The 16712-nt window shown below is 64.3% G+C and carries 16 protein-coding genes; 8 read left to right on the forward strand and 8 right to left on the reverse strand.

Annotation, left to right across the window (positions count from 1 at the left end; translation table 11 throughout):
- Positions 1 to 27: 27 nt before the first annotated feature.
- The 3 genes from pepN to CDE01S_RS16720 all read right to left on the reverse strand — a co-directional run bounded on the left by pepN (position 28) and on the right by CDE01S_RS16720 (position 4914).
- Positions 28 to 2727: an aminopeptidase N gene (gene pepN, locus CDE01S_RS16710; protein WP_066710280.1), complete on the reverse strand. Its 2700-nt coding sequence runs from the start codon at positions 2725 to 2727 to the stop codon at positions 28 to 30.
- A 9-nt stretch (positions 2728 to 2736) separates the two neighbouring features.
- A protein-coding gene (prfB, locus tag CDE01S_RS16715) for a peptide chain release factor 2 (RefSeq protein ID WP_157077169.1) occupies positions 2737 to 3841 on the reverse strand; the annotation gives its coding sequence in 2 pieces (ribosomal slippage) (positions 2737 to 3759 and positions 3761 to 3841; 1104 coding nt in all).
- 158 nt (positions 3842 to 3999) lie between these two features.
- Complete coding sequence (locus tag CDE01S_RS16720; protein WP_066710284.1) at positions 4000 to 4914, reverse strand: alpha/beta fold hydrolase; 915 nt, start codon at positions 4912 to 4914, stop codon at positions 4000 to 4002.
- Between the two features lie 25 nt (positions 4915 to 4939).
- On the opposite strand from CDE01S_RS16720, the gene CDE01S_RS16725 reads away from it, so the two are divergent.
- Genes CDE01S_RS16725 through CDE01S_RS16735 form a run of 3 tightly spaced genes read left to right on the forward strand, consistent with a single transcriptional unit; the run spans position 4940 to position 8771 of the window.
- A complete protein-coding gene (locus CDE01S_RS16725) occupies positions 4940 to 6721 on the forward strand; it encodes an acetate--CoA ligase (RefSeq protein WP_066710288.1) in 1782 nt (593 codons plus the stop codon).
- 4 nt (positions 6722 to 6725) lie between these two features.
- Complete coding sequence (locus tag CDE01S_RS16730) at positions 6726 to 7655, forward strand: CHAD domain-containing protein (RefSeq protein ID WP_066710290.1); 930 nt, start codon at positions 6726 to 6728, stop codon at positions 7653 to 7655.
- 48 nt (positions 7656 to 7703) lie between these two features.
- Positions 7704 to 8771, forward strand: a complete 1068-nt coding sequence (locus tag CDE01S_RS16735) for an aldo/keto reductase (RefSeq protein ID WP_066710292.1) — start codon at positions 7704 to 7706, stop codon at positions 8769 to 8771.
- On the opposite strand, the gene CDE01S_RS16740 is transcribed toward CDE01S_RS16735, so the two are convergent.
- Positions 8772 to 9416, reverse strand: a complete 645-nt coding sequence (locus tag CDE01S_RS16740; RefSeq protein ID WP_066710299.1) for a YitT family protein — start codon at positions 9414 to 9416, stop codon at positions 8772 to 8774.
- A 60-nt stretch (positions 9417 to 9476) separates the two neighbouring features.
- A complete protein-coding gene (gene ppk2 / locus CDE01S_RS16745) occupies positions 9477 to 10277 on the reverse strand; it encodes a polyphosphate kinase 2 (protein ID WP_066710301.1) in 801 nt (266 codons plus the stop codon).
- 77 nt (positions 10278 to 10354) lie between these two features.
- On the opposite strand from ppk2, the gene CDE01S_RS16750 reads away from it, so the two are divergent.
- Positions 10355 to 10846 (forward strand): aminoacyl-tRNA deacylase, encoded by a 492-nt coding sequence (locus CDE01S_RS16750; protein WP_066710304.1) that lies wholly within the window; start codon positions 10355 to 10357, stop codon positions 10844 to 10846.
- Positions 10847 to 10914: 68 nt separating this feature from the next.
- Positions 10915 to 11565, forward strand: coding sequence for a glycerol-3-phosphate 1-O-acyltransferase PlsY (gene plsY, locus CDE01S_RS16755; protein ID WP_066710326.1), 651 nt, complete (start codon positions 10915 to 10917; stop codon positions 11563 to 11565).
- Between the two features lie 14 nt (positions 11566 to 11579).
- Here the strand turns inward: plsY and CDE01S_RS16760 are convergent, their stop codons facing one another.
- The 3 genes from CDE01S_RS16760 to CDE01S_RS16770 are packed head-to-tail and all read right to left on the reverse strand — an operon-like array spanning position 11580 to position 13706.
- On the reverse strand, positions 11580 to 12545 hold the full coding sequence (locus CDE01S_RS16760) for an HD-GYP domain-containing protein (protein ID WP_066710306.1): 966 nt from the start codon (positions 12543 to 12545) through the stop codon (positions 11580 to 11582).
- A 22-nt stretch (positions 12546 to 12567) separates the two neighbouring features.
- Positions 12568 to 13221, reverse strand: a complete 654-nt coding sequence (locus CDE01S_RS16765) for a retropepsin-like aspartic protease family protein (RefSeq protein ID WP_066710309.1) — start codon at positions 13219 to 13221, stop codon at positions 12568 to 12570.
- On the reverse strand, positions 13221 to 13706 hold the full coding sequence (locus CDE01S_RS16770) for a YajQ family cyclic di-GMP-binding protein (protein WP_066710313.1): 486 nt from the start codon (positions 13704 to 13706) through the stop codon (positions 13221 to 13223). The genes CDE01S_RS16765 and CDE01S_RS16770 overlap by 1 nt, the downstream gene beginning before the upstream one ends.
- Positions 13707 to 13748: 42 nt before the next feature.
- Here CDE01S_RS16770 and murB point away from each other — a divergent pair, with 42 nt between their 5' ends.
- The 3 genes from murB to CDE01S_RS18575 all read left to right on the forward strand — a co-directional run.
- Positions 13749 to 14822, forward strand: a complete 1074-nt coding sequence (gene murB / locus CDE01S_RS16775; RefSeq protein WP_066710318.1) for a UDP-N-acetylmuramate dehydrogenase — start codon at positions 13749 to 13751, stop codon at positions 14820 to 14822.
- 204 nt (positions 14823 to 15026) lie between these two features.
- Positions 15027 to 15980: a nuclease-related domain-containing protein gene (locus CDE01S_RS16780; RefSeq protein ID WP_066710321.1), complete on the forward strand. Its 954-nt coding sequence runs from the start codon at positions 15027 to 15029 to the stop codon at positions 15978 to 15980.
- A 43-nt stretch (positions 15981 to 16023) separates the two neighbouring features.
- Positions 16024 to 16712 (forward strand): hypothetical protein (locus CDE01S_RS18575; RefSeq protein WP_218016536.1); only part of this gene is annotated, 689 nt, incomplete at its 3' end.

Consider the following 16712-nt stretch of genomic DNA (forward strand, 5'->3'; position numbering starts at 1 on the left):
GTGCGCGCAGCCTGGGGGTGTTTCATATCAATCCGCGAGGGCGTGGCTGACGACTTCGCGCACATCGTTGCTCAGGTCGGGCTTGGCGGCCACACGGGCAATCGCTTCGCGCGCGGCACTGCGGTAAGGCTCGGCCAGCTTCTTCCAGCGGTCCAGCGCACGCGCCAGGCGGGCGGCGACCTGCGGGTTGATGGCGTCGAGCTCCATCACACGCTCGCTCCAGAACACGTAGCCGGCGGCGTCAGGGCGGTGGAAGGCGCCCGGGTTGGCGCTGCAGTAGCTGAAGATCAGGCTGCGGGCGCGGTTCGGGTTGCGCAGGTTGAAGTCGGGGTGCGCCATCAGCTGGCGCACGGCCGGCAGTACCTGGCCGCCGCGGTCGCAGGTGCCGGCCTGCAGGGCGAACCACTTGTCCAGCACCAGGGCCTCGCCCTTGAACTGGGCATGGAAGCGCTCCAGCGCCGGTGCTGCCAGCTCGTGACCACTGTTGACCAGTGCATTCAGCGCATTGAAGCGGTCGGTCATGTTGCCGGCGTCCTTGAAGCGCTGGTAGGTCTTGCCGGGCCAGACCACGTCGCCGGTGTCGCGCGCGGCCAGGCACAGCATGGTGAGCGCCATGCCGGTGAGCGAGCGGCGGCCGGTGGACACCGGGTCGGGACGATAGCCGCCACTGTCATGGTGCGTTTCATAGGCCCATTGCCAGTCGTGCAGCAGTTCCAGTGCCAGTTGCTCGCGCATGGCTTCGCGTACGGCATGCACGCGCTGCGGGTCCACCACGTCGAGCTGCTCGGCAATGTAGGTTTCGGCCGGCAGCGTGAGCACCAGTTCCTTGAAGGCGGCGTCCAGTGTCGGGTGGCGCAGCACCTGGCGCATGGCCTCGATGTAGGCGGCATCCAGCACCTTGGCCTCGCCCGGCTGGGCCGGGCTGTTGATGAAGTGCAGCGCACGCTTGAGGCCCAGGCGCTGGCCGGCTTCCCAGCGGTTGAACGGGTCGGTGTCGTGCGCCAGCAGGGTCAGCAGCTGGGCGTCGGTGTAGTCGCAGGCCAGCACCACCGGGGCGCTGAAACCGCGCAGCAGCGAGGGCACCGGCTCGGTTTCGATGTTGACGAAGCGCAGCGTCAGGGACGCTTCGGTCAGCACAATGGTGCGTGAGCTCGGGCCGGCTTCGGCCTCACCCTCGAGTTGCAGCGGCAGCGAACGACCGTCGACCGTGATCAGGCCGAGGTTGACCGGGATGACGAAGGGCTCTTTGCTGGCCTGGCCCGGCGTGGGGGCGCAGCTTTGCGACAGAGTCAGGGTGTAGCTGCGGCTGCCGGCGTCATAGCTGCCGCTGGCCTGTACGCGCGGTGTGCCGGCCTGGCTGTACCAGCGCTTGAACTGCGGCAGCAGGCGTGCCAGGTCGGAGTCAGGGTTGGCATCGGCAATGGCGCTGGCGAAGTCGTCGCAGGTGACGGCCTGGCCATCGTGGCGCTCGAAGTAGCGTGCCATGCCCTTGGCGAAACCGTCGCGTCCCACCAGCGTCTGCGTCATGCGAACGACTTCAGCGCCCTTCTCGTAGATGGTGACGGTGTAGAAGTTGTTGATCTCGATGTAGCTGTCGGGCCGCACCGGGTGCGCCATTGGGCCGGCATCTTCCGGGAACTGGGCGGTGCGCAGCACCCGCACGTCTTCGATGCGTTTGACGGCGCGGGCCGACAGGTCGCCCGCCAGGTCCTGGCTGAACTCCTGGTCGCGGAAGACGGTCAGGCCTTCCTTCAGGCTCAGCTGGAACCAGTCGCGGCAGGTGACGCGGTTGCCGGTCCAGTTGTGGAAGTACTCATGGCCCACCACGCTCTCGATGTTGGCGTAGTCGGCGTCGGTGGCAGTGGCCTGGTTCGCCAACACGTACTTGGTGTTGAAGATGTTCAGGCCCTTGTTTTCCATCGCGCCCATGTTGAAGTCGCTGGTGGCGACGATCATGAAACGCTCCAGGTCGAGCGAGAGGCCGAAGCGTGCCTCGTCCCAGGCCACCGAGGCCATGAGCGAGTTCATGGCGTGCTCGGTCTTGTCGAGGTCGCCCGGACGCACATAGACCTGCAGCAGGTGCTCGCGGCCGGCGCGCGAGGTGATGCGCTGCTCGCGCGCCACCAGCTGGCCTGCCACCAAGGCGAACAGGTAGCAGGGTTTCTTGTGCGGGTCGACCCACTTGGCGAAATGTCTTGGGCCATTGGGGCCGTCTTCCAGCGCGCCCTGTTCCACCAGATTGCCGTTGGACAGCAGCACCGGGTACTTGGCCTTGTCGGCGCGCAGCGTCACGCTGTAGCTGGCCATGACATCGGGCCGGTCCAGGAAGTAGGTGATGCGGCGGAAACCCTCGGCCTCGCACTGCGTGAAGAAGGACTCGTTGCTCACGTACAGGCCCATGAGCTTGGTATTCTTCGCCGGGTTGCAGGTGGTGAAGATTTCCAGCTCGATCGGGCCTTCGGCCGGCAGGTTCTCCAGCACCAACTGGTTGCCGTCCATCTTGAACGAAGTGCCCTGGCCGTTGACCAGCACGCGTGCCAGGTTCAGCTCCTCGCCGTCCAGCCGCAGCGGCTGGGCTGCCACGTCCGGGTTGCGGCGCAGCGTCATCTTGTTGAGCACGCGGGTCTTGGCCGGGTCAAGGTCGAACGTCAGGTCGACGGTGTCGATCCAGAACGCCGGTGCGGTGTAGTCTTCGCGCCGGATGACGCTGGCTTGTCCTTCACGCATGGTGATTCCTTAAACGCCTTGTTTCAGGGAGGCTTCAATGAAGGGGTCGAGGTCGCCGTCCAGCACTTTCTGGGTGGCCGAGGTCTCGTAGTTGGTGCGCAGGTCCTTGATGCGGCTCTGGTCCAGCACGTAGGAGCGGATCTGGTGGCCCCAGCCCACGTCGGTCTTGCTGTCTTCCAGCTTCTGCTGCTCTTCCTGGCGCTTGCGCATCTCGTGGTCGTACAGGCGGCTGCGCAGGCGCTTCCACGCCACGTCGCGGTTGCTGTGCTGGCTGCGGCCGTCCTGGCACTGCACCACGATGCCGGTGGGGATGTGCGTCAGACGCACAGCCGAGTCGGTCTTGTTGATGTGCTGGCCACCGGCGCCGCTGGCGCGGAAGGTGTCGGTGCGCACATCGGCCGGGTTGATCTCGATCTCGATCGTGTCGTCGATTTCCGGGTAGACGAACACGCTGGCAAAGCTGGTGTGGCGCCCGCCGGACGAATCGAACGGCGACTTGCGCACCAGACGGTGCACGCCGGTCTCGGTGCGCAGCAAGCCGAAGGCGTAGTCGCCCTCGATCTTGATCGAAGCGCTCTTGATGCCGGCCGTGTCACCCGGGGTTTCTTCTTCCACCGTGGCCTTGAAGCCCTTGCGCTCGGCGTACTTCAGGTACTGGCGCAGCAGCATGCTGGCCCAGTCGCAGGCCTCGGTGCCGCCGGCGCCGGCCTGGATGTCCAGGAAGGCGGGCAGCGGGTCGGCCGGGTTGTTGAACATGCGGCGGAACTCCAGCTTCTCCACGATCTCGGAGAGCTTGGCGGCTTCGGCCTCAATGGTCTGCAGGCTGGACTCGTCGCCGTCGGCCTTGCTCATCTCGTACAGCTCGGCGTTGTCGGACAGCTCGCTCGACAGGCTGTCAAGCGTCACGACCACATCGTCCAGGCTCTTCTTTTCCTTGCCCAGTTCCTGGGCGCGTTTGGGGTCGTTCCAGACCGCCGGGTCTTCCAGCGAAGCGTTGACCGTCCTCAGCCGTTCAGCCTTGGCATCGTAGTCAAAGATACCTCCGTAGCTCGACCGTGCGCTGGCTCAGGTCGGCGAGTTTGGTACCGATGGCATTGATCTGTTCTGCGTCCATGATGAAATCCTGTGTTCTGTGCGGGGCGGGGGCGGGGGCGTGCGGCAGCGGGCTTGCTGCGGTTTTTGCCCCAAACCGCGTATTTTAAGTTGCCACGTGGCTTTTCACTGAAAAGTTAGGGCCTGTTCACATTAATTTCACGGCAGGCACGCAGGTGCTCATGCAACGAAGTTTTCGATCAAGGCCGCCAGCTGCTCGGGCTGGTCGTGGTGCAGCATGTGGCCGGCGTCCCCGATCAGCGCCTGCGTCAGCTGCGGCACGTGCTTCAGGCGCTCGTGGTACTCGGCCAGCGTGTACTTGCCCTGCCACCACTGGTCCATCTGGTTGTCGCTGGCCTCCACCGCCAGCACCGGCGCACTGATGCGCTGGTAGATGGCCAGCACCTCGTCCACCCGGTAGAGCTGGGCGTTGATGATCTTGTGCGCCGCGTCGCCCAGGATCTCCCATTGGCCCTGCGCATTGGGCCGGGCCCAGTGCTGCGCCAGCCACTGCGCCTTGTCTTCGCTCAGGCGCGGGTTGGTTTTCATGAGGCGGCGCGCCACGCCGGTGGCGTCGTCATAGGTCTTGAGCGCCATCTCGCCGCGGTGCAGGCTTTTCAGCTCATCCAGCCACTTGGCGTAGCGTCCGGGCGCCTGCGACGGCTGGGTCGCCGGCATGCCGAAGCCTTCCAGGTTGACCAGGCGGCGGATGCGCTCGGGCCGGCTGCCGGCATAAAGCATGACCACGTTGCCGCCCATGCTGTGGCCCACCAGGTCCACCGCCTGGCCCGGGGCGTAGTGGTCGAGCAGGAAATCCAAATCGGCCAGGTAGTCGGGGAACCAGTAGTTGTCGTGCCCCGGCGTTTCAGTCAACCCGAAGCCGCGCCAGTCAGGCGCGATGATGGTGCGGCCCTGCATGAAGGCGTCGCTGAAGGCGTCCACCATGAACTGGTAGGAGGCACCGACGTCCATCCAGCCGTGCATCAGCACCAGCGGCGGCAATTCGGAGGCAGGGGCGCCCCAGCGGCACACGTGGTACTGCAGGTGGCGGATCGGGACAAATTCGCTGTTGAAAGTTCTTTGGGCTTGGTACATTCGGACCATCATAAGGAGGCTCATCGTGCGCACCAGTCAAGCCCGGGACAATTACCAGCAGCTCCACAGCCAGTTCCGCTGGCTGGTGCCCGACAGCTTCAACATCGCCGAGGTCTGCTCGCGGCGCTGGGCGCAAGCGCCGGATGCTACCAAAAGAATAGCTGTTTACGCAGATGGAGCGGGGGTTACACCCCGATTTCATACCTATGCCGAGCTGCAGCACCAGGCCAACCGTCTGTCGGGTGCGTTGGCGTCGTTGCGTGTGGGCAAGGGCGACCGGGTGGCCATCGTTTTGCCACAGCGCTTCGAGACCGCGGTGGCCTACATGGCGGTGCTGCAGATGGGGGCGGTGGCGGTGCCGCTGTCCCAGCTGTTCGGGCCGGAGGCGCTCGAATACCGGCTGAAGGACAGTGATGCCGCGGTGGTGATCTGCGACAGCAGCGCCATCATGAACATCCTGGAAGTGCGCGGCACCTGCGAAGCCCTGCGCCATGTGATCGGCGTGGGCGAAGGCGCTGACGCCATGGCCGACCTCGATTACGCCGCCATCCTGGCCGAGCAGCCGCCCGAGCATGTGCCGGTGGCCACACGTGCCGACGACCCGGCGGTGCTGATCTACACCAGCGGCACCACCGGCAACCCCAAGGGCGCGCTGATTCCGCACCGCGCCTTGATCGGCAACCTGACCGGTTTCGTCTGCAGCCAGAACTGGTTTGGTTTCAACCCGGGCAGTGGGCTGGGTGGGGAGGGGGCGAACACAAAAGGGGCAACGCCCAGCCTGCCGCAGCCAGAAACGCACAGCGTTTTCTGGTCGCCGGCAGACTGGGCCTGGACTGGGGGATTGATGGATGCGCTCTTGCCCACGCTCTACTTCGGCCGCCCTATCGTGGCCTACAACGGCCGCTTCAGCCCGCAGGTGGCGTTTGAGCTGATGCAGAAGTACGACGTCACGCACACCTTTCTCTTTCCCACCGCGCTCAAGGCCATGATGAAGGCCTTCCCGCAGCCGCGCCAGTTCTTCAAGCTCAAGCTGCAGGCCATCATGAGCGCCGGCGAGGCGGTGGGTGACGCCGTGTTCGGCTATTGCCAGCAGGAACTCGGCGTGACGGTGAACGAGATGTTCGGCCAGACCGAGGTCAACTACATCGTCGGCAACTGCAGCATCTTTTATCCCGCCAAGCCGGGCAGCATGGGCAAAGGTTATCCCGGCCATCGGGTGGCGGTGATCGACGAGGACGGCCGTGAATGCCCGGTGGGCGTGGTGGGCGATGTGGCGCTGAACCGCTTCGACGTGCATGGCACACCGGATCCGATCTTTTTCCTCGGCTACTGGAAGAACGAGGACGCCACCCGTGCCAAGTTCACCGGCGACTGGTGCCGTACCGGTGACCTGGCGCTGCGCGACGAAGACGGTTACCTCTGGTACCAGGGCCGCGCCGACGACATGTTCAAGGCGGCGGGCTACCGTATCGGCCCGGGCGAGATCGAGAACTGCCTGGTCAAGCACCCGGCGGTGGCCAATGCCGCCGTGGTGCCCAAGCCGGATGCCGAGCGCGGTGCCGTGGTCAAGGCCTATGTGGTGCTCACGCCCGATGCCATGGCCGAGCGTGACGACGAGCCGCTCTCGCGCAGCGAATGGGAAACGCGGCTGGTGATCGACCTGCAGCGCCACGTGAAAGGCAAGCTGGCCCCCTACGAATACCCGAAGGAGATCGAGTTCATCGATGCCCTGCCCATGACCACCACCGGCAAACTGCAGCGGCGCGTGCTGCGGCTGCGGGAGGAGGAGCGGGCGCGCAATTCATGAGTCCATGAGCGCGCCCGAACACAAGCGGGGGACGTCGTCCGTGCTGACCGCATCCCTGCCTCAGCTTGATCCCCAGCTGTCGGTGGCCGACGCTTTCAGAATGGCACTGGCGGGGCCCTTGCAGGCATTGCGGCACAACCTGAGCCACGCCGGGCCTCAGGAGCCCGAGTTCGTGCACCAGGCGCGCGTGTCCGTGCGTCGCCTGCGCACCTTGATTCATGCCTTCGAAGACCTGTCCGAAGTCCCCGCATGGCGCGAGAGCCTGCAGACCCTGGAGGCATCGCTACGGGTGCTGAACCAAAGGCTCGGCGAGGTGCGCGATGCCGATATCTTTCGGTGGGTGACCCTGGACACTCTACGGCGCGAGACAGGCCCTGAGCTGCTTCCCGCACTGACGGCCGTGGAGATCCGTGCCAAGGCGAGGTGCGTGGCGGCTTATGCCGCCATGGCAGCGCTGCCGGAAAAAACCGGCGGCGGCCCCGTCTTTCTGCTGGCCGAACGTTTGGCGGGCGAGGAGGCCGCGACGGCACTGGCCGGCACCCGGCAAGCCCTGACCCAAGTGGCAAAGGCACAACTCCGAAAAGCGCATGCGCGGCTGATGCGTGCTGCGCGTCATCCGAAGCGTCTGACACCCGCGCAGAGGCACCGCCTGCGCATTGCCGTCAAACGCCTGCGCTATCTGACGGATGTGTGGGCCAGTCTCTGGCCGCAAAAGCTCAGCCGTCGCTACCTGACGCAGTTGGAGAAACTCCAGCAGGCGCTAGGCGAGCTCAATGATGCGGCGGTGGCCGGCCAGACACTGCGGAAATTCAAGGCCGGCGCGGCATTGCGGGCCATCTGGCAGGTGCACGAAAAGCGCCTCATCGCGCGCGAAATGCCGCGTGTGGTGCGTCGGCTGGCGGCGCTGGACCGCAGTCCGGCGCCTTGGCACTGAACCTCCTACACTTCTCGCCTTGACATCTGCACCGGAGATCACGCATTCATGAAAACCATCCAGCTCGGCCAAAGCGATCTGCATGTGACACCCATCTGCCTGGGCACCATGACCTTTGGCGAACAGGTCAATGAGGCCGACGCCCATGCCATCCTCGACCGGGCCTTGGCACGCGGCGTCAACTTCCTGGATACGGCCGAGATGTACTCGGTGCCGGCCCGCGCCGACACCTACAACGCCACCGAAAAAATCATCGGCAACTGGTTTGCCAGCCGCCCCGGCGCACGCCAGCAGATGGTGCTGGCCACCAAGGTGGCCGGCCCCTCGCGCGGCATGCCCTGGATCCGCAACGGCAGCACCAACCTCACCGGTGCCGACATCGTGGCCGCCTGCAACGACAGCCTCAAGCGCCTGCAGACCGACGTCATCGACCTCTACCAGATCCACTGGCCGGTGCGCCACGTGCCGGCTTTCGGCATGATGTACTTCGACCCGGCCAAGGACGACCCCGCGACCAGTTCCATCCATGAGCAGCTTGAGGCACTGGGCCAGCTGGTTCAGGCCGGCAAGGTGCGCGCCATTGGCCTGTCGAACGAAACGCCCTACGGCGTGCACGAGTTCGTGCGCCTGGCTGAAGCGCATGGCCTGCCGCGCGTAGCCACGGTGCAGAACCCGTATTGCCTGGTCAACCGCACGGTGGAGAACGCGCTGGACGAGACGCTGCACCGCCTGGGCGTGTCGCTGCTGGCCTATTCGCCGCTGGGTTTCGGCCTGCTGACCGGCAAGTACGACGCCAGCGGCTTCACCGGCCCGCAGGCGCCGCAGGACGGGCGCATTGCCAAGTTCGAGAGCGTGCGCAAGCAGCGCTGGGGCCGGCCTGAGGCCCTGGAGGCGGCCCGGCGCTACAACGCCCTGGCACGCGAGCACGGTCTCACGCCCACGCGCATGGCCCTGGCCTTCTGCTACACCAAGTGGCAGGTGGCCAGCACCATCATCGGCGTCACGTCGCTGGCGCAGCTGGAGGAAGACCTGGACGCCTGGGGCACCACGCTCAGCCCCGAGTTGCTGGCGGCGATCGACGCCATCCGCAAGGAACTGCGCGACCCGGCGGTGTGATCAGTTAGCGATGTAGCGCCCGGCGCGGTGGTTGATCGCCAGTGTCAGGTTCAGCACCACGGCGCCGACCACGGACAAGGCCACCTGCGTCAGCGGTGCGGTGATGAGCGCCAGCAGCAGGATGAGCGTGTCCACCGCCATCTGCACATGGCCGGCGCGCCAGCCGCGAGTCTCCTGCAGCCAGAAGGCCAGGATGCCGACACCGCCCAGGCTGGCGCGGTGGCGAAACAGGATGAGGAAGCCCACCCCCAGCAGCACGCCGCCGATCAGCGCGGCATACAGCGGCGTCAGGTGTTCGAAGCGGATGAACTGCGGCGTGATTTCGGTCAGCACCGACAGCAGCGCCACGGCCAGCATGGTCTTGTAGAGGAAGGCGCGGTCCATGCGGCGCCAGGCCAGCACATAAAAGGGCAGGTTGAGCACGAAGAACACCGGGCCGAAGCCCCAGCCCATGCCGTAGTGCAGCAAGAAGGCCAGGCCGGCTGTGCCACCGCTGAGCAGGTGGGCATGCTGGAACAGCGCCACGGCCAGCGCGATCAGCGCCGTGCCCGACAACAGGGCCAGCGCGTCCTCGGCGAGGCTGTGACGCAGCGCTGAACGTGGTGGCGGGGTCTCGGGGGCGGGCGTGTCGTCTTCGGGTTTCATGGGCGGCGATTGTGGCATGCAGGGCGCTTGCCGCCCGCGGTGCCGGACGTCGGTCAACCGTCAATGGGCTGCTTTGATCGGCTTGAGCGGGGTGCCGAACTGTTCGCGCAGCGGTGCATGGTCAAGCGGCGGGAACTTGATGCGCGTTTCCGGCACCCGGCGCTCGGGGATGTGGTCGAGCAGGTGGCGGATCAGCGTGAGCCGGCCGCGCCGCTGGTCATTGAAGTCGACCAGCGTCCAGGGGGTGGCCGGCTTGTGGGTGGTTTTCAGCATGGCATCGCGCGCCAGGCCGTATTCAGCGTATTCCTGACGGGCCTGCAGGTCGATCGGGCTGAGCTTCCAGCGTTTGAGCGGGTCGGCCAGGCGCTCGGCAAAGCGCTCTTCCTGATGGACCTGGTCAACCGTCAGCCAGTACTTGAAAAGCAGGATGCCGTCGTCGACCAGCATTTTCTCGAACACCGGGGCTTGCTTAAGGAAGGCCTTGGTCTCGCTCTCGGAGCAGAAGCCCATCACGCGCTCGACACCGGCGCGGTTGTACCAGCTGCGGTCAAAGAACACGATCTCGCCGGCGGCCGGCAGATGCGGCACATAACGCTGGAAATACCATTGCGTCGCCTCGCGCTCGCTGGGTTTGGCCAATGCCTCGGTGCGGCACTGGCGCGGGTTCAGGGTCTCGGCCATGGCCGAGATGACCCCGCCCTTGCCGGCCGTGTCGCGGCCCTCGACCAGCACCAGAAGGCGTTTGCCGGTGTGCTGCAACCAGCGCGCCACGTCGTTGAGCTCCAGCTGCAGCGGGGCGAGCTGCTCGAAGTACGCGTCCTTGCCGAGTTTGTCGAGCGTGCCGTTTTTTGATTTCTTCATGGCGGCATCGTATCGGAGCCGGCGTGCCAACTCAACCCAAGTGCCCCAGCCGCACCCAGGCGATGGACAATCGCCCCATGGCAAAAAAAGAGCACGTTTCCGAAACCCCGGCCACCCAGTTGCTCAAGGCGAACCAGGTGGCGTTCACCGAGCACCCCTACGAGTACCTGGAACACGGCGGCGCCCAGCACAGTGCGGCGGTGCTGGGTTGGGACCCGTTCACGGTGGTCAAGACGCTCATCATGCAGGACCAGGACGCCAAGCCGCTGGTGGTGCTGATGCATGGCAACCGCAAGGTGTCGACCAAGAACCTGGCGCGCCAGATCGGCGCCAAGTCGGTGGAGCCCTGCAAGCCCGAGGTGGCCAACCGGCACAGCGGTTACCTGGTGGGTGGCACCTCGCCGTTCGGCACGCGCAAGACCATGCCGGTGTTTATTGAAGAGACCATTCTGGCGCTGCCGCGCATCCTGATCAACGGCGGGCGGCGCGGTTACCTGGTGGGCATCGATCCGCAGGTGTGCGTGCAGCTGCTGGGTGCGAAGCCGGTGCAGTGCGCGCTGGCAGAATAGCGGGCTGTTTGTGTTGTCCCATGCGGCCCTGTCGGGGCCGTGTTGCTGAGGAGTTTGTCTTGGATTCTTTGTCTGCCCTCTACCCCGCACTCGCAGGCGTCGTGGCCTACCTGATCGGGTCGCTGTCGTTTGCCGTCATCGTCAGCCGCGTCATGGGGCTGAACGACCCGCGCACCTACGGCAGCAAGAACCCGGGTGCTACCAACGTGCTGCGCTCGGGCTCCAAGAAGGCCGCCATCGCCACCTTGCTGCTGGACGCCGCCAAGGGCTGGCTGCCGGTGGCGCTGGTCCACTGGTTTGGCAAACCCTACGGGCTGGAGGCCGGCACATTGGCCCTGGTGGGGCTGGGGGCCTTCCTGGGCCACCTGTACCCGGTGTTCTTCCGCTTCCAGGGCGGCAAGGGTGTGGCCACGGCATTGGGTGTGCTGCTCGGGCTGGACTGGGTGCTGGGCCTGGCCACGGCGGCCACCTGGCTCATCATGGCCTTCTTCTTCCGTTATTCCTCGCTCGCCTCGCTGGCCGCTGCGGTGTTTGCGCCGGTGTATTACATCTTCGGTGACGGCCTGGCCTGGACCATGGAAGGCCCCATCCTGTTTGCCGTCAGCGTCATGGCGCTGCTGCTGATCTACCGCCATGCCGAGAACATCGGCCGCCTGGCGCGTGGCACCGAGTCGAAGATCGGGCAGAAGAAAAAAGACGGGGTGGCCGACAAGGCCTGAACCCCGGCACAGCCCTAGGCTGGCTGGGCCAGGGCGGCCTGCAGGCTGAGCTGCAGCGCCAGATGGTGGTTGAAGCGCTGGCGCACCATGGCGCTGGCCAGCGCGGCCTTCAGTGCCGGCTTGCCATTGGCCGGGCAGTGCAGGCGGGGCCGCGTCAGCACGCTGCCGGCCGCATCGGTCATGATGGCCACATGCGGCAGGTTGGCCTTGCTGTTGCGGCGCACGACCACGGCAATCGCGTTGTCTTCCAGCCGCACATAGGTGCCCGGCGGGCACAGGCCCACGGCGCGCACCAGGGCGTGGCCCACGGCGTCGTTGTAGGGCGCGGTGCTGCTCATGATGCTGCGCACCGACTCGGTGGTGCTTCGGCCTTCACGCGACTTGCGCGGCGAAATCATGGCGGCATAACGGTCCACCGCACGCAAGATGCTCACCAGCCGCTTGCGCGGCGGCAACAGGCGCAACTCCATTTTCTCCGGGCTCTCGTCGTGGTGGTTGGCGAGCACCTCCAGCCATAGCTCGTCAGTGACGCCCAGATTGGCCAGCATCAGGCTACCCTTGGCTGCGTGGCCGCGAATGGCGTCCTGCTGTTCCGGGGTGAGCGGGTCGGTCTGCAGCGCCAGCTCGTCCTGCAGGGCGGTCATGGCAATGTTCATGGTCATGGCCGCATGCACCAGGCTGTTGCGCTCGGGCATGCTGAGCTTGAGTTCACTGGCGATCAGGTGGCACAGCACGCTGCAGATCAGCGCGTGCGAGGCGCTGTAACCCACCGAGGAGTGGGTGGAGAGCTGGAACAGCAGGTACAGGCCAACGTCGGCATCGCGCTCCAGCAGGGTCTGCATCCAGCGGTCGTACTGCCAGACGCGCTGCTCGAACTCCTGGATGCTGGCCGGGCTGCCCAGCAGGATGCCCAGGCCGGCCTCCAGGTCAGACCAAAGACCCAGCAGGTCCTCGTATTCGGTTTGGTCGGTGATGCTCATGACGCAGTGGCCGGGTGCTTGCTCAATAGCGCTTGTCGAGCACCAACTGGTCATTGGTGCGCGTCATCTGGAAACGCGTCAGAAAGCTGTTGCCCAGCAACACGTAGGGCATGGCCGCCGGCGAGACGATGGCATCCACCTGGTGCACATCCACCTGCCCCAGGCGCACAGACGTGAGCTGAACCAGCCAGCCCGGTACCACGCCGTTGGCGGTGTTGACGCGCACCGGCTGCCCCGACTTGTAGGCCAGGCCAATGTGCTCGGCATCCGCCACGCTCAGGGCCACCGTGGAAGCGCCGGTGTCCACCAGAAAGGTGACGGCGCGGTCGTTGATCTGGCCCGGTGTCAGGAAATGCCCGCCACTGCCGGCGTGCAGCACGATCTTGCCGTTCTCGGCGCCATGGGTCGGCCCGCCGGCGTTCACCGGGGCCTCGCCCATGCGCAGGGTTTGCCGGCTGCCGCCCACCTCCACCACCGCCTGGTCGGCCGTGGTGCTCAACACCTTGACGCCGCGGTGCGTTTCACCCACAGCCACGCTCTTGGGTGCACTGCCATCCACCACCAGCAGGGCCTTGGTGCCCAGCAGGCCGGAGAGCGCAACCGACTGGGCGTATGCCGCACCGCTGCCCGCGAGGAGTCCTCCGCAGATCAGCAGCAGCGCGGCCAAGGTTTTCATCAGTCGCGGAAGTTGTTGAAGTCCAGCGGCACGTCGGTGACTTCCTTGCGCAGCAAGGCCATGGCGGCCTGCAGGTCGTCGCGCTTGGCGCCGGTCACGCGCACCTTGTCTTCCTGGATGGCGGCCTGCACCTTGAGCTTGCTGTCCTTGATCAGGCGCTGGATCTTCTTGGCCAGCTCGGACTCGATGCCGTTGCGCACCTTGATGACTTTCTTGACCTTGTCACCGCCCATCTTTTGCAGGTCGCCGATGTCCAGGAAACGCACGTCCACCGACTGCTTGGTCAGCTTGTTGCGCAGCACGTCGAAAATCTGTTCGAGCTGGAAGTCGGCATCACCGATCACGGTGATCTCCTTGTCCTTGATCTCAATGCTGGCCGAGGTGCCCTTGAAATCGAAACGGGTGGCAATCTCCTTGGCAGAGTTGTCCACCCCGTTTTTGACTTTGACCATGTCGGCTTCGCAGACGGTATCGAATGAAGGCATTTTGAAATTTCCGCTAACTGGGGGAATGAGACAATCCTGCCAATGTTAGTCGAGAAAAACGTCCCACTCCAGCCGTACAACACCTTCCGCATCGTCGCCCGCGCCCATACCCTGATCCGGGTCAAAAGCGAGGCGGATGTGTTGGCCGTGCTGGCCGATGCCGAACTCGGCCCAGCACCGAAATTCGTGCTCGGTGGTGGCAGCAACATCGTGCTGACCGGCGACGTCAAGCCGGTGGTGCTCAAGGTCGAAATCACCGGCCGCCGGCTGGTGGGAGACACCCCGCGCGCCTGGATCGTGGAAGTGGGCGGCGGCGAGAGCTGGCACGAGACCGTGCGCTGGACGCTGGAGCAGGGCTGGCCCGGGCTGGAAAACATGGCGCTCATTCCCGGCACCGTGGGCGCCGCCCCGGTGCAGAACATCGGCGCCTACGGTGTGGAACTGCAGGACCGCTTTGAATCACTCGACGCCATCGACCTGCAGACCGGCCAAGCTTTCACCCTGAATGCCGCCCAATGCGCCTTCGGCTACCGCGATTCGGTGTTCAAACACGCCGCCGCGCCGGCACACGAAGCGCTCGGCCGCCCGGCCGGCCTGGGGCTGGCGGGCCGCGCGCTCATCACCCGCGTGCGGCTGCGCCTGCCCAAGCCCTGGAAGCCGGTGCTGGGCTACCTCGATCTGGAGCGCAAGATGGCCGAGACGGGCAACCACCAGCCCACGGCGCAGCAGATCTTCGACTGGATCTGCGACATCCGCCGCGCCAAGCTGCCCGACCCGGCCGTCATCGGCAACGCCGGCAGCTTCTTCAAGAACCCCACCGTCACGCCCGAGCAGTGCGCCGACATCATCGCGCGCGACCCCAAGATCGTGCACTACCAGCTGGACGACGGCACCGTGAAGCTGGCCGCCGGCTGGCTGATCGACGCCTGCGGCTGGAAGGGCAAGTCCATCGGCCAAGCCGGCGTGTACGAGAAGCAGGCGCTGGTGCTGGTGAACCGCGGGGGCGGCGAATCCGGCGCCACGGGCGGCGAGGTGATGACGCTGGCGAAGGCGATTCAGACCAGTGTGTATGAGCGGTTTGGGATTCGGTTGGAGCCGGAGCCGGTGGTGGTGTGAGCGCTGAGCGCAATTTGCTATTGATTTGATAGCTGCTTGCGCTTATTTGAAAAGGGTAATCGGCCAAAAAGGCTTGAAATTCAGGCGCCAATGGGGGAGAGGTTGGCGACATCCCCAACCCAACGCTTTCCCCACACGGCCCACAGCCAACCCCGTATGACCCTGCGTTAAAGTCTGGGGCATAAGAACGCCAGGGGAGAAACCGTGCTCATCAAGTCTGCCGACGACAAAACCAAACGCTTGGCGCTGCTGGAAGACCTGCAAAAGTCCAGCTACCTGGATGCCCAGCAAAAGAAATGGCTGCGCGAAGAATTGCAGCGCCACAAGAAAGGCATCCAGGGCGAGCGCGAATCTGCCTACTACCTGGACAACCATTTCAAAGACGGTGTCAACCACGTCCTGCTGCACGACCTGCGCCTGGTGGTAGACGGCGAAGTGGCGCAGATCGACCACCTGGTCATCGGCCGTCTGGGGTACTTCTTCCTGATCGAAACCAAGAACTACGCGGGCAACCTGGAAATCAACGCCCACGGTGAGTTCACCGTCAACTACGACGGCGACCTTTACGGCATTCCCTCACCCTTGGAGCAAAGCCGCCGCCATGAACGCGTGTTGTTCAAACTGCTGGAACGGTTGGGAATTACCGGCCGTTTGGACAAAAAGCCCGACGTTCACCACGTGGTAATGATGCACCCCAAGGCCGTGATCCGCCGGCCCGACCCCAAGGCTTTTGACACTTCTTTCCTCATCAAGGCGGACCAGTTCCCCACTTGGCACGAAAAGTTTGCAGACGACATTGGCACAGCCACTGTGCTCAAGGCGTTGCTCAATATGCGCAGCCAAGACACCATCAAAGAATGGGGGGAGAAGCTCAAACGCCAGCATCGCCCGGCCGACCTGCTGGCTTTGCCAGACTTCATGCAACCCAAGCCTCAGTTGGCAGCTACTGCCCAGGTCGTCAAGCCGCCGGTGCAGGCCCCCGCGGTGGCGCCCGGCACATCCGCGCCTGCAGAGGCGGACGCCTCATTGGCCAAGAAACTCATTTGTGCTCATTGCCACGGCAAAATCAGCTACGACGAAGGCAAGTACTGCTGGAGCCGCAGCAAACGTTTTGGCGGCTTGCAGTATTGCCGGGAGCACCAGACACTTTTCGTCTGAAAATCCGCGAGCCCAATATCAACAAAGATTTAAGGGAAGTGTCATGCAGTTATACGCAGGGTCTGCGCGTGAATTTGTAATAGATGCCACACGTAACGCTATTGCTGGGAAGCTTGAGCGCGCATTCAAGGAAGCGTATCGATATAGACCGTCTCATCAAGAGGTCCAGTCATGGCAGAACTCCCTATTTCGAATGGCATTTGTGTTGCAGGAAGGAAGCTTTTTGGATCACGGAGTCTTGCTCGAGTACCAATTGCCTCTCTCAAGCCGCCGGTTAGATTGCATGGTTACTGGAACGAGCCTTGAAGGAAAACCTTATTCGGTTATCGTCGAGTTGAAGCAATGGAGCAACGTAGAGTCATCGAATGCTGAGGGCTGTGTAACGACATGGGTTGCTGGTTCCAAGAAAGACATTCTTCATCCATCCCGTCAAGTTGGGCAATATGAGCAGTATTTGCGAGATATGCATTCTGTGTTCACCGCAAATCAGGTTGGATTGCGTTCTTGTGCATTTCTTCACAACCTAACGTTCGAGCCTGAAAGCGAGATTTTCTCGTCTCGACATGCTCTAGCCCTTGAGCAGTTTCCCGCATTCGCAGGTGATCAGCAGGAGTTGCTTATCGATTACATGGGTAAGCACATAGGCGCAGGTAAGGGTGAGTCAGTCCTTGATCAAGTTCTAAAGAGCCGTTACGCGCCTAGCAAGAAGCTCTTGCAACACACTGTGGGCTT

The sequence above is a fragment of the Curvibacter delicatus NBRC 14919 genome (assembly GCF_001592265.1).
GTDB lineage: Bacteria > Pseudomonadota > Gammaproteobacteria > Burkholderiales > Burkholderiaceae_C > Hylemonella > Hylemonella delicata.